Origin of the sequence: Euzebya pacifica, assembly GCF_003344865.1 — a bacterium.
Lineage (GTDB): Bacteria > Actinomycetota > Nitriliruptoria > Euzebyales > Euzebyaceae > Euzebya > Euzebya pacifica.
Genome location: NZ_CP031165.1, coordinates 3,284,412 through 3,297,385 on the forward strand (window position 1 = coordinate 3,284,412; position 12,974 = coordinate 3,297,385).

At 70.5% G+C, this 12,974-nt stretch carries 7 protein-coding genes; 3 read left to right on the forward strand and 4 right to left on the reverse strand.

The window, feature by feature from the left end; all coding sequences use genetic code 11:
* On the reverse strand, positions 1-2,568 hold the full coding sequence (glgP, locus tag DVS28_RS14015) for an alpha-glucan family phosphorylase (protein WP_114594185.1): 2,568 nt from the start codon (positions 2,566-2,568) through the stop codon (positions 1-3).
* Positions 2,569-2,757: 189 nt separating this feature from the next.
* Between glgP and DVS28_RS14020 the strand changes: the two genes are divergently transcribed.
* Genes DVS28_RS14020 through glgB form a run of 3 tightly spaced genes read left to right on the forward strand, consistent with a single transcriptional unit; the run spans position 2,758 to position 10,024 of the window.
* Positions 2,758-4,719, forward strand: a complete 1,962-nt coding sequence (locus DVS28_RS14020; protein ID WP_114592002.1) for an alpha-1,4-glucan--maltose-1-phosphate maltosyltransferase — start codon at positions 2,758-2,760, stop codon at positions 4,717-4,719.
* Between the two features lie 53 nt (positions 4,720-4,772).
* Positions 4,773-6,419, forward strand: a complete 1,647-nt coding sequence (gene treS / locus DVS28_RS14025) for a maltose alpha-D-glucosyltransferase (RefSeq protein WP_114592003.1) — start codon at positions 4,773-4,775, stop codon at positions 6,417-6,419.
* Positions 6,419-10,024, forward strand: a complete 3,606-nt coding sequence (glgB, locus tag DVS28_RS14030; RefSeq protein ID WP_114592004.1) for a 1,4-alpha-glucan branching protein GlgB — start codon at positions 6,419-6,421, stop codon at positions 10,022-10,024. Before treS ends, glgB begins: the two co-directional genes overlap by 1 nt.
* 42 nt (positions 10,025-10,066) lie before the next feature.
* Here glgB and trpA read toward each other — a convergent pair whose 3' ends face one another.
* The 3 genes from trpA to DVS28_RS14045 are packed head-to-tail and all read right to left on the reverse strand — an operon-like array spanning position 10,067 to position 12,970.
* Positions 10,067-10,885 (reverse strand): tryptophan synthase subunit alpha, encoded by an 819-nt coding sequence (gene trpA / locus DVS28_RS14035; protein ID WP_114592005.1) that lies wholly within the window; start codon positions 10,883-10,885, stop codon positions 10,067-10,069.
* A complete protein-coding gene (gene trpB / locus DVS28_RS14040) occupies positions 10,882-12,105 on the reverse strand; it encodes a tryptophan synthase subunit beta (protein ID WP_245973542.1) in 1,224 nt (407 codons plus the stop codon). Before trpB ends, trpA begins: the two co-directional genes overlap by 4 nt.
* A 55-nt stretch (positions 12,106-12,160) precedes the next feature.
* Positions 12,161-12,970 carry an indole-3-glycerol phosphate synthase TrpC gene (locus DVS28_RS14045; protein ID WP_174236225.1) on the reverse strand — a complete coding sequence of 270 codons (810 nt, stop codon included), beginning with the start codon at positions 12,968-12,970 and terminating at the stop codon, positions 12,161-12,163.
* Positions 12,971-12,974 lie beyond the last annotated feature (4 nt).

The following is a 12,974-nucleotide window of genomic DNA, read 5'->3' on the forward strand; positions in this document are numbered from 1 at the left end:
CTACTCCGGCGCCCAGGTCACGAGGCCCGTCTCCGCCCAGCTGCGCAGGTCCTCGTGGCGCGGGACGACACGTGCGGCCAGCCCGTACTCACCGGAGATGTCCAGCGACATGGTCCCGGTGTAGCGGATGCAGCCGTCGTGGCCGTCGCCGACGGCCAGCGTGGCGACGGTCGGCTGGGCGATGGTGCCGTCCGCCCGAACGCGGCCGTGCACGATCTGCACCTCGACCTCCTCGGGGGAGATGTCACCCAGCCGCACGTCAACGACGACGTCGCGGTCGTCGCCGAGGGTCCCCGAGGCGCTCTCGAGCTCGACGTCCTCGATGGTGATGCCCTCCCAGCTGGTCGCCAGCCGTCCACGCCACGCGCCCAGGTCCAGCGCTCGCTTGCCGCCGTCGGCGGTCAGGCGCATGGCCCGCTGGGCCAGCGGGGTGTACAGCTGGTTGGTGTAGTCCTGCACCATGCGGGTGGCGAGGACCTTCGGCCCCAGCGTCGTGATCGACGCCCGGACGTGGGCCAGCCAGCGTCGGGGCAGCTGCCCGTCGGCCCGGTCGTAGAACGTCGGGACGATCTGCCGCTCGAGCACGTCGAACAGCGACGCGGCATCCGCGGCGTCCTGGTGACCGGCATCCGAGCCGTTGCCCCGCCCGCCGATCGCGAAGCCGTTGGAGACCCCATCGACGGCCGGCTCGTACATCTCGTCCCACCAGCCGTCGAGCACCGAGGCGTGCAGCCCCCCGTTGAGGACCGACTTCTCGCCGCTGGTGCCGCTGGCCTCGTGCGGACGACGCGGGTTGTTCAGCCACACGTCCGACCCGGCCAGCATGGTCCGGGCGATCTGCATGTCGTAGTCCTCCACAAAGATCAGCCGGGTGCGGATCTCGGGATCACGGCTGAAGTGCACGATGTCGCGGATCAGGCCCTTGCCGCCGTCGTCTCGGGGGTGCGCCTTGCCGGAGAACACGAACTGCACCGGCCGGTCGGTGGACAGCAACAGCTCGCGCAACCGCTCGGGCTGGCTCAGCAGCAGCGTCGCGCGCTTGTAGGTGGCGAACCGTCGTGCGAAGCCGATGGTCAGCGCCTCGGGGTCCAGGATCGAGTCGGTCCAGCCGAGGTTGCTCTCGCCACGCCGGCGGCCCTGCGCACGTGCCCACTCGCGAACGGTCTGCACGAGGCGTTCGCGGGCCCGGCCGCGGGCACGCCACAGCTGGTCGTCGCCGATGCCGCCGGCCAGCGTCCAGGCGTCGGGGTTGTGCGACCAGTCCGGCGGCAGCACCCGGTCGTAGACGGCGGCCATCTCCGGGCCGATCCACGTCGAGGCGTGGACGCCGTTGGTGATGGAGGTGATGGGCACCTCGGGTGACTCCACCCCCGGCCAGAGGTCGCTGAACATCTCCCGCGACACCTGGCCGTGCAGCTTCGACACGCCGTTGGCGCCGGCCGACAGCCGCAGGCCCATGAGGGCCATGTTGTAGATGCTGCCCGACTGATCGCCGGGTTCGCGACCGATCGCCAGCAGGCGGTCCATCGAGACCCCGACCATGTCGGCGTAGGCAGCGAAGTACCGCTCCATCAGGTCGCGGGGGAAGCGGTCGATGCCGGCGGGGACGGGCGTGTGGGTGGTGAACAGCACCGACGCGCGAGCGGTCTCGATGGCCTGGTCGAAGTCCAGCCCGCCACTGCTCATCAGCCGGTGGATGCGCTCGAACTGCAGGAACCCGGCGTGGCCCTCGTTGGCGTGGAACATGACCGGCTCGGCGTCGACCAGCCCCGCCTCGATGGCTGCGTACAGCGCCCGGACCCCGCCGATGCCGAGGACGATCTCCTGGCGGAGGCGATGTTCGCTGTCCCCGCCGTACAGCCGGTCGGTGACGACCCGGTCGTCGGGGTGGTTGGATGCGAGGTCGGTGTCCAGCAGCAGCAGCGGGACACGACCGACGTCGGCCTTCCAGATCTGCGCCTGGACGGTGCGTCCCTGCAAGTCGACCTCGACCAGCAGCGGCTCGCCGTCACGTTCCAGGCGGGTCAGCGGCAGGTCGTGGGGGTTGACGTGCGGGTACTGCTCGCGCTGCCAGCCGTCGTGGTCCAGCAGCTGGCGGAAGTAGCCGTGCCGGTACAGCAGCCCGATGCCAACCAGGGGAAGGCCGAGGTCGCTGGCAGCCTTCAGGTGATCACCGGCGAGGACGCCGAGGCCCCCGGAGTAGGTCTGCATGACCTCGGTGATGCCGAACTCCGCGGAGAAGTAGGCGACGCCTGGTGGGGCGGGTGTCTGGGCCTGCGCCCAGCGGGGGCCGGTCAGGTACTTCTCGAGGTCCGCTCGCACCTCCGTCAGCCGTCCGAGGAACGCCTTGTCGGCGACCAGCTCGGCCATCCGATCGCGGCCCAGCCGGCCGAGCAGCCCGATCGGGTTGCCCTCCACGGCTTCCCACAGCTGCTTGTCAGCCCACTTGAAGACCTCTCGGGTCGCCGGATCCCACGCCCAGCGCAGGTTGGCGGCGAGCTCGGCCAGCGGGCCGAGCTCGGCGGGAAGGGACGGGCTCACACGAAAGGTTCGGACGGCTTTGACCATGTCCATCTCCAGGCATCTCGGGGGGTCTCGCAGCGTACTGTGGCCAGCGCCGAAGCGAACCACCCACAGGTTTCGGGACGGTGACGCGGCGGCGGGCGGTCCGTGGCCGCACGGGGCGCGCGCGCTGCCTCGGCATTCGATATTGCCGGTGCGGGTGCGCGCACCGTCGGCGTCCTCTACAACCGTGCTGTGAGGAACCGCATCCAGTTCGACGACATCCGACCGTGCATCGACGGCGGCCGCTACGCCGCCAAGGGCTGTGTCGACCAGCCCATCGACGTCGCTGCCACCATCTTCCGCGAGGGCCACGACAAGGTCGCGGCCATGGTCCGCTACCGCATGGTCGACGACGACCAGTGGAACGTGGCGATGCTCGACGCGCACGAGCAGGACCGCTTCACCGGCCGGTTCGTGCCCGACCGCAACGGCGCGTGGGTCTACCAGCTGGTCGGCTGGACCGACCACTACGCCTCGTGGCTGGACGGGTTGGTCAAGAAGCACCGCGCCGGTGTGGCCGACCTGTCCGGGGAAATGGAGGAGGGGGCGTTGTTGCTGGAGTCCCATGCGGCGCCGGCAGGTGTCCCCGCCCCCGTTCCGGCCCGCGTCACCGAGGTCGCCGCGATCCTCCGTGACCACGCCATGCCGGTCCACCAGCGCGTGGAGGCCGCCCGCTCACCGGAGCTGCTGGCGCTGCTCCGCCAGCACCCGGATCGCCGCGACGCCACAGCCACCGCCGAGCTGCCGCTGTGGGTCGACCGCGACCGCGCCTGCTGGAGCGCGTGGTACGAGATGTTCCCGCGGTCCGTCGGGTCCGACGGGGTGCGCAGCGGCACGTTCGAGTCCGCCGCCACGCGGTTGCCCGCCATCGCCGCGATGGGATTCGACGTCGTCTACCTGCCGCCGATCCACCCCATCGGCCACAGCCACCGCAAGGGTCCCAACAACACCCTGCACGCGGGGCCCGACGACCCCGGCGTGCCCTGGGCGATCGGCTCGGAGGACGGTGGGCACATGTCGGTGCACCCCGACCTCGGCACGATCGAGGACTTCGAGGCCTTCGTCGCCGCCGCTGACGACGCCGGGGTGGAGGTGGCGCTGGACTTCGCGATCCAGTGTTCGCCGGACCACCCGTGGGTCACCGAGCACCCCGAGTGGTTCCGCCACCGGGCCGACGGCTCCATCGCCTACGCCGAGAACCCACCGAAGAAGTACCAGGACATCTACCCGATCGACTTCGACACCCCCGACATCGAGGGGTTGACCAACGAGCTCAAGAAGGTCCTCGACTTCTGGATCGGCCACGGGGTCAAGATCTTCCGGGTCGACAACCCCCACACCAAGGCGCTGCCGTTCTGGGAGTGGGTGATCGCCGAGATCCACGCCGACCATCCCGACGTGTTGTTCCTCGCCGAGGCCTTCACCCGCCCGGTGATGATGCAGCGCCTGGCCAAGCTCGGGTTCACGCAGTCCTACACCTACTTCACGTGGCGCAACGCCAAGCACGAGCTGACCGAGTACCTCACCGAGCTGGCCCACACCGACCAGGCGGACTACTTCCGGCCGAACTTCTGGCCCAACACCCCCGACATCCTGCACGAGTACCTGCAGTCGGGTGCGCCGGCGGCGTTCAAGGTCCGGCTGGCCCTCGCAGCGCTCACGAGCCCCAACTACGGGATGTACTCCGGCTACGAGCTGCTCGAGCACGTCCCCGTCCGGCCCGGCAGCGAGGAGTACCTGAACTCCGAGAAGTACGCCTACCGCCCGCGGGACTTCGATGCGGGCCACTCCATCGCGCCGTTCGTGACCCGGATCAACGAGATCCGTCGCGACCACCGGGACGTCCTCGGCGACATCCGCAACATCCGCTTCCACCACGTCGACAACGACAACCTGCTGGTGTTCTCGCGCGCCAGCGAGGACCGGACCAAGGTCCTGCTGACGGTCGTCAACCTCGACCAGCACCACCCGCAGGAGGGATGGACGTGGTTGGACCTGTGGTGGTTGGGCATCGACGGGGGTGAGGTGCCCTTCGAGGTGCACGACCTGCTGACCGGCCAGACGTGGACGTGGCAGAGCCACGCCAACTGGGTACGGCTGGACCCGAGCTGGGGAGAACCCCTCCACGTCTTCGAGATCCGTCCGCCCCGCTGACCACAACCTGCTGACCACAGAGCCGCTGACCACAGAGGAGCCAGAACACGCCGATGCTGACCCCGGACCCAGAGTGGTACAAGCACGCAATCTTCTACGAGGTCGTGGTCCGCGGCTTCAGCGACTCCAACGCCGACGGCACCGGCGACATCCGGGGGCTGACCAACAACCTGGACTACCTCGAGTGGCTGGGCGTGGACTGCCTGTGGCTGCTGCCGTTCATGGACTCGCCGCTGCGTGACGGCGGCTACGACATCGCCGACTACTACAAGGTGCTGCCCGAGTACGGCAACGTCGACGACGTGGCCGAGCTGATCGAGGCGGCCCACGCGCGGGGCATCCGGGTCATCGCCGACATGGTGATGAACCACACCTCCGACCAGCACGCATGGTTCCAGGAGGCGCGTGACCCCAGCTCCGACAAGCACGACTGGTACGTCTGGTCCGACACCGACGAACGGTACGACGACGCCCGCATCATCTTCGTCGACACCGAGACGTCGAACTGGACGTGGGACAGCAAGGCCGAGAAGTTCTACTGGCACCGGTTCTTCAGCCACCAGCCGGACCTCAATTACGACAACCCCGAGGTCGGCGAGGCCATGCTCGACGCCGTCCGCTTCTGGCTGAACGTGGGGCTCGACGGGTTGCGGCTGGACGCCGTCCCCTACCTGTTCGAGCGGGAGGGCACCAACTGCGAGAACCTGCCCGAGACCCACGAGTTCCTCAAGAAGGTCCGTCGCGTGGTGGACGAGGAGTTCTCCGGCCGGATCCTGCTCGCCGAGGCCAACCAGTGGCCCGAGGACGTCGTGGAGTACTTCGGCGAGGGCGAGGGCGACGAGTGCCACATGGCCTTCCACTTCCCGGTGATGCCGCGCATGTTCATGGCCGCCCGGCGGGAGGAGGCGGCGCCGATCGTGGAGATCATGCGGTCCACGCCCGACATCCCCGAGACCGCCCAGTGGGGGATCTTCCTGCGCAACCACGACGAGCTGACCCTGGAGATGGTCACCGACGAGGAACGCGACTACATGTACTCCGTCTACGCCGCCGACCCCCGGATGCGCATGAACGTGGGCATCCGTCGCCGGCTCGCGCCGCTGCTGGACAACGACCGTCGCCTGATCGAGCTGTTCCACTCGTTGCTGTTCTCCCTGCCGGGCAGCCCCGTCATGTACTACGGCGACGAGATCGGCATGGGCGACAACATCTACCTGGGGGACCGCGACGGGGTCCGCACGCCGATGCAGTGGACGCCGGACCGCAACGGCGGGTTCTCCTCGGCCGACTTCGCGGCCCTGAACCTGCCGCCCATCGTCGATCCGGTCTACGGCTACCAGGTGACCAACGTCGAGGCGCAGCAGCGCCATCCGAGCTCGTTGCTCCACTGGGTCCAGTCGATGATGGAGGTGCGCAAGCAACATCCGGTCTTCGGCACCGGCACGTTCGAGGCGCTCGACGCCTCCAACCCCAAGGTCCTGTCGTTCCTGCGCGAGGACAGCAACCAGCACGTGCTGGTCGTCGCCAACCTCGGCGCAACGGCGCAGTTCGTCGAGCTGGACCTGACCCGGTTCGCGGGGTGGCAGCCCGTCGAGCTGCTCGGTGGCACACCCTTCCCCCGCATCGGCGAGCTGAGTTACCTGCTCACGATGACCGGCCGTGGGTTCTACTGGTTCGACCTGCTGCCCCCCGAGGAGTGATGGCCACGTCCCGTTCCGACCTGCCTGACCTGCCCGACCTGGCGTCGTGGCTGACCCGACAACGCTGGTTCGCAGCGAAGGACCGCCCCATCGAGGCGGTCCGGGTCAGCGACGCCGTGCCGTTGCAGGTGGCGGGTGACCCGCGGACGTGGCTGGTGACGGTGACGGTGGACCACACCGACGACGCACCCTCGGGCAGCTGGCAGCTGGTGCTGACCCGGCGGCTGCACGAGGCCGAACCGCTGCTCGGCACCGTCGACGGGGTTCCGGTCACCGAGCTCGTCTCGGCCCCCCGTGCGGCGCTGTCGCTGCTGGACGTCGCCCGTCGTGGCCAGCACCTGCGTGCCGCTTCCGGGGCGACCGTGACCGCACGGCCCGTGGGGCGTGCTCCGGATCCGGCACCCACCGAACGGCTGATGGGTGTCGAGCAGTCCAACACCTCCGTCGTGCTGGGCGAACAGGTCGCCGTGAAGGTGATCCGTCGCTTGGAACCGGGTCCGAACCCGGACGTGGAGCTGACCGAGGCGCTGACGACCGCCGGCTTCGAGGGCACCCCCGCGCTGCTGGGGGTCATCACCGGCCCCGACGACGCAGCCATGGCCGTCATGACCCGCTACGTGCACGGGTCGGCCGGTGCGTGGGAAGGGGCGGTCGAGGAGGCTGCCGGCGGTGGCCACCACGGGGTCGCCGACGGGATGGCCGACCTCGGCCGGCTGACCGCGGAGATGCACCGCGCGCTGGCGTCCACCCTCGAGGTCCGCCAGTCCACCGTCGAGGACGCCGATCGGATGCGCAACCGCCTGATGGAGGACGCGCGGACCACCACGCGAACCGTCCCGGAGGTCGGTGACGGCCTGGTCGACGCCGTCGCCAACCGTCGCGCGGCGACCCCGTCGACGATGGGGCGGCTGCAACGCATCCACGGCGACTTCCACCTCGGCCAGGTCATCACCGACGGGGCCGACGGCTGGATGATCCTGGACTTCGAGGGCGAACCGGGCCGTCCCGTCAGCGAACGCCGTCGCCCCGACCATCCGCTGCGCGACGTCGCCGGGATGCTGCGGTCCTTCGCCTACGCCGAGGCTGCTGCCGTCCGCGCCGGCGGCGATCCCGAGGCCGCCGCGCGATGGCGCCGACGAGCCGAGCAGGGGTTCCTCGACGGCTACGGCGCGGTGGACCGCCCGTGGCTGGACCTCTTCGTCCTGGACAAGCTGCTGTACGAGGCCCGCTACGAGGCCGCAAACCGTCCTGACTGGCTGCAGATCCCCCTGCAGGCACTCGCCCCGATGGGAGCCACCATGCCCACCAGATCCAACCCGTCCGGCTCGCCGAAGGGCAACAAGTCCAAGAAGGGCAAGAAGGGCCAGGCGCCGGTCCCACCCGTGCCCGAGCCGGCCCCACCGGCCGCGCCCAGCGCCGCCGAGCCCGACCTACCCGACATCGGGGAGGCCGTACAGGCCCTCCGCGACGGTCGCCTGCACGACCCCCACAGCCTGCTCGGCCGCCATCAGCTCGCCGACGGCTCCTGGGTCGTGCGGACCTGGCGTCCGGGGGCGCTGGCCGCCGAGCTGGTCGGCGCGGACGCCGGATCGGCCGAGGAGGTCGTGGCGGGGTTGTTCCAGGTGGCCACGGCCACCGAACCCGACCCGGGCACCTACCGCTGGCGGATCACCTACCCCGACGACCAGACCTTCGAGCTGGTCGACGCCTACGCCTTCGAGCCCAGCCTCGGCGAGGTCGACATGCACCTGCTGGCCGAGGGCCGACACGAGCAGGCGTGGACGGCCATGGGCGCCAACCCCCGGACGATGCACGACATCGACGGGGTCGCCTTCGCCGTCTGGGCGCCCAACGCCCAGTCGGTGCGCGTCGTCGGTGAGTTCAACTCGTGGGACGGCCGGCTGCACCCGATGCGGTCGTTGGGGTCCTCGGGCATCTGGGAGCTGTTCGTGCCCGACGTGCCCGACGGGGCCCACTACAAGTACGAGGTCGTCACCGCCGACGGCAGCCTGGTGCTGCGCGCCGACCCGTGGGCCAAGTGGTCCGACGTGCCCCCCGGCACGGCCAGCCGCGTCTGGAAGGGCGACTACGAGTGGACGGCCGCGCCGCCGTCCACCGACCACCTGCACGGCCCCATGTCGATCTACGAGGTGCACCTGGCGTCGTGGCGGTGGACCGACGACCCCGACGCCGAGGGCGGGCGTCGCCCGCTCACCTACCGCGAGCTGGCCGACGAGCTCGGTGACTACGTGGAGGACCTCGGCTTCACCCACGTGGAGTTCCTGCCGGTCGCCGAACATCCCTTCGGGGGGTCGTGGGGCTACCAGGTCACCGGCCACTTCGCGCCCACGTCGCGCTTCGGGACCCCCGACGACTTCCGCTACCTCGTCGACAGCCTGCACGACCGCGGCATCGGCGTGATCGTCGACTGGGTCCCCGCTCACTTCCCCAAGGACGAGTGGGCGCTGGCCAACTACGACGGCACCAAGCTGTACGAACACGCCGATCCCCGGCAGGGCGAACACCCCGACTGGGGCACCCTGGTGTTCAACTACGCCCGCACCGAGGTCAAGAACTTCCTCATGGCGTCGGCGCTGTTCTGGCTGGAATCGCTGCGCGTCGACGGCCTCCGCGTCGACGCGGTTGCCTCGATGCTGTACCTCGACTACTCCCGCAAGTCCGGCGAATGGGTGCCCAACAAGCACGGCGGTCGGGAGAACCTCGAAGCCGTCGAGCTGCTGCAGGAGGTCAACGCCACCGCCTACAAGCGCAACCCCCACGCGTTCACCGTCGCCGAGGAGTCCACCGCCTGGCCGGGCGTGTCTCGCCCCACCCACCTCGGCGGCCTGGGGTTCGGGTTCAAGTGGAACATGGGCTGGATGCACGACACGCTGTCGTACTTCTCCAAGGAGCCCGTCTACCGGCGCTGGCACCACAACCAGCTCACCTTCGGGATGATGTATGCGTGGAGCGAACACTTCGTGCTGCCGCTGTCCCACGACGAGGTCGTCCACGGCAAGGGCAGCCTGATCGGCAAGATGCCCGGCGACCGCTGGCAGCGGTTCGCCAACCTCCGGGCGCTGTACGGCTGGATGTGGGGCCACCCCGGCAAGCAGCTGCTGTTCATGGGTGGCGAGATCGCCCAGGAGCGGGAGTGGTCGGAGGAACGCGAGCTGGACTGGCCGTCCCTGCTCGACGGTGCCCACGCGGGGGTGCGCGACCTGGTGCGTGACGCCAACCGGGTCTACCGGGAGCTGCCGGCCCTGTGGCGCCGTGACGACGACCCCACGTCGTTCCAGTGGATCGATGCCAACAACGCCGACGCCAACCTGCTGGCGTTCGTGCGCTACGGCGCCGACGGTGACCCAGCTGTGGCCGTGGTGGCCAACCTGTCCCCCATGCCCCACCACGACCTGCGGATCGGCCTGCCCCACGCCGGGGGCTGGCGGGAGGCCCTCAACACCGACGCCGAGATCTACGGGGGCGGCAACGTCGGCAACATGGGGCGGGTCGAGGCGACCGACCAGCCGTGGCACGGCCTGCCGTCCTCGGCGGTGATCAGCGCACCCCCGCTCGGGGTGGTCTGGTTCGTGGCCGAGGACTGATTTCGTGGCCGAGGGCTGAACCGCCCCGGGCGGCCGGGGCCGTCAGCCCCGGTCGGCCTCGCGCACGCCCCTGGCGAGGGACTCCACCAGCTTCCGGACGGCCTTCGGGCCGCCATCGGTGGCGGCACGCACGGCCGCGGAGCCGACGATGACGCCGTCGGCGAAGCCGGCGACCTCGCGGGCGTGTTCGGCGGTGGACACGCCGATGCCGACACAGACCGGCTTGTCGGTGACCGAACGGATGCGGTCGACGAGCGGGGCGGCCCGGTCCGACAGGGACTCGCGCACGCCGGTCACGCCCATGGTGGAGGTTGCGTAGACGAAGCCGGTGGTCCGGTCGGCGACCGCGCCGATCCGCTCGTCGGTGGAGGCCGGCGAGGTCAGGAACACCGTCTCCAGCCCCATCCGGTCGGCGGTCGCCTGCCACGGGCCGCCCTCAATGGCCGGGAGGTCCGGCAGGATCACCCCGGACAGGCCGGCCCGTGCGCAGTCCTCGGCGAATCCGTCGAGCCGTTCGACCCCGCCGTAGTGCCACGCGATGTTGAAGTAGGTCATCGCCAGCACGGGCGCGTCGACCACGGCGGTCAGGCGGTCACACATGGCGACGTCGTCGACCGGGGTGTAGCCCGCGTCCAGCGCCACCTGGTTCGCGGCCTGGATGACCGGACCGTCCATCAGCGGATCGGAGTAGGGGAACCCGACCTCGAGCACGTCGGCGCCACCCTCGACGGCAGCCTCCAGGCACTCCTGGGAGGTCTCCATGTCGGGGTAGCCGGCCGGCAGGTAGATGACCAGCGCGGCGCGCCCGTCGTCGTTGGCGGCGCGGATGGTCTCCGACACCTTCGGGGTGGTCGTGCTCATGCGTTGTCCTCGCTCACCTTGACGTCGGTCATCTCCAGCACGCGGGCGACCTCGTCGACGTCCTTGTCGCCGCGGCCCGACAGGTTGATGACGACGTTGCCGCCCTCCCCCACCTCTCGCGCGATCCGCAGGGCCGGGATGATGGCGTGGGCCGGCTCGAGCGCCGGGATGATGCCCTCCAGCTCGCACACCAGCTTGAAGCCGTCCAGCGCCTCCTCGTCGGTGGCGTTGAGGTAGGTGGCGCGGCCGGTGTCGGCAAGCCACGCGTGCTCGGGACCGATGCCCGGGTAGTCCAGTCCGGCCGAGACCGAGTGGGTGGGGATGACCTGGCCGAAGTCGTCCTGCAGCACGATGGTGCGAGCACCGTGCAGGATGCCTTCGGTCCCGCCGCCGATGGTGGCTGCGTGGGCGCCGGAGGCGATGCCCGAGCCGCCGGCCTCGACGCCGACGAGGCGCACGTCGGGATCGCCGATGAACTCGTGGAAGGCGCCGATGGCGTTGGAGCCGCCGCCGACGCAGGCCACGACCGCGTCGGGCAGGCCCCCCGTCCGCTCCATCATCTGCCAGCGGATCTCCTGGCCGATGACCTTCACGAAGTCACGGACCATCGTGGGGAACGGGTGGGGGCCCATGGCCGACCCGATCAGGTAGTGGGTCGACTCGACGTTGGTGACCCAGTCGCGCATGGCCTCGTTGATGGCGTCCTTGAGGGTCCGGGTGCCCGAGGTGACGGGGATGACCTCCGCGCCCATCAGCCGCATGCGGACGACGTTGAGGCGCTGGCGGCGGCAGTCCTCCTCCCCCATGTAGACCACGCACTCCATGCCGAGCAGCGCCGCGATGGTGGCGGTGGCCACCCCGTGCTGGCCGGCGCCGGTCTCGGCGATCAGGCGCGGCTTGCCCATCCGCTGGGCCAGCAGGCCCTGGCCGAGGACGTTGCACAGCTTGTGGGAGCCGGTGTGCGCCAGGTCCTCGCGCTTGAGCCAGACCGTTGCCCCGCCGGCGTGCTCGGTCAGGCGGTCAGCCCGGTACAGGGCCGTCGGACGGCCGCCGTACTCCGCGCGCAGGCCGTTCATGCGGTCGAGGAAGGCCTGGTCGGCCATGGCGGCGGCGAAGCTGGTGTCCAGCTCGTCGAGGGCGCCCATGAGGGCTTCGGGGACGTACTGGCCGCCGAAGCGGCCGAACTGGGGCTCTTCGGTGCGGGGGACGACGGTGCTCACTGGTGACTCCTCGTCGGAGTTGGGATCCGGGGCGGTTGTTGGTGGCGGCGGCGGGTCAGGTCTGGCTGGAGGTCGGGACGGCGGTGGCCAGCTCGCGCACGGCCTGCTCGGGGTCGTCGTGGGTGGCGACGTGCTCCCCCACCAGCACCGCGTCGGCGTCGACGTCGGCGTAGGCCCGGACGTCCTCGGGGCCGCGGACACCGCTCTCGGCGACCAGCAGCGCGCCGGTCGGCAGGTCGACCTCGGCGCGGACCCTGGCGATGTGGTCACGGTCGACCTGGAGCGTCACGAGGTCGCGGGCGTTGACGCCGAGCACGAGGGTCCGTCCGGTCGCGGCGGCGTCGTGGCAGGCGACCGCCCGGCGGACCTCCGCTGCGGAGTGGGTCTCGACGAGGGTGTCGAGTCCGGCGTCGTGGGCGGCGACCATCAGGTCGGTGAGGGGTTCGTCGTCGAGGGCAGCCACGATCAGCAGCGCAGCGGCCGCACCGGCGTCACGGGCCTGCCACAGCTGGTGGGCATCGACGACGAAGTCCTTGCGCAGCACCGGCGCATCGACGGTGGCTGCCACGGCTCGCAGGTCCTCCAGCGACCCCCCGAAGTGGGCGGGTTCGGTCAGCACGCTCACCGCGGCAGCGCCACCGCGGACGTAGGCGCTGGCCAGGCCGGCCGGGTCGGGGATGTCGGTCATGTGGCCGCGCGACGGGCTGGCCCGCTTCACCTCGGCGATGACGCGGACGCCGGGACGGGCCAGCGACTCGGCGAACCCGCGGGGGGCGGGGAGGCCAGCCACACGGTCCTGCAGCGCAGCGGTGGACTCGATCGCACGGTCGGCAGCGACACGGTCGACCGCCTCGCGGCACACCATCGCC

Excerpts from the sequence above, each read along its gene's own strand:
- glgP (WP_114594185.1), bottom strand. The coding sequence starts at position 2,568 with ATGGTCAAAGCCGTCCGAACCTTTCGTGTGAGCCCGTCCCTTCCCGCC.
- treS (WP_114592003.1), top strand. The coding sequence starts at position 4,773 with ATGCTGACCCCGGACCCAGAGTGGTACAAGCACGCAATCTTCTACGAG.
- glgB (WP_114592004.1), top strand. The coding sequence starts at position 6,419 with ATGGCCACGTCCCGTTCCGACCTGCCTGACCTGCCCGACCTGGCGTCG.
- trpA (WP_114592005.1), bottom strand. The coding sequence starts at position 10,885 with ATGAGCACGACCACCCCGAAGGTGTCGGAGACCATCCGCGCCGCCAAC.
- DVS28_RS14045 (WP_174236225.1), bottom strand. The coding sequence starts at position 12,970 with ATGGTGTGCCGCGAGGCGGTCGACCGTGTCGCTGCCGACCGTGCGATC.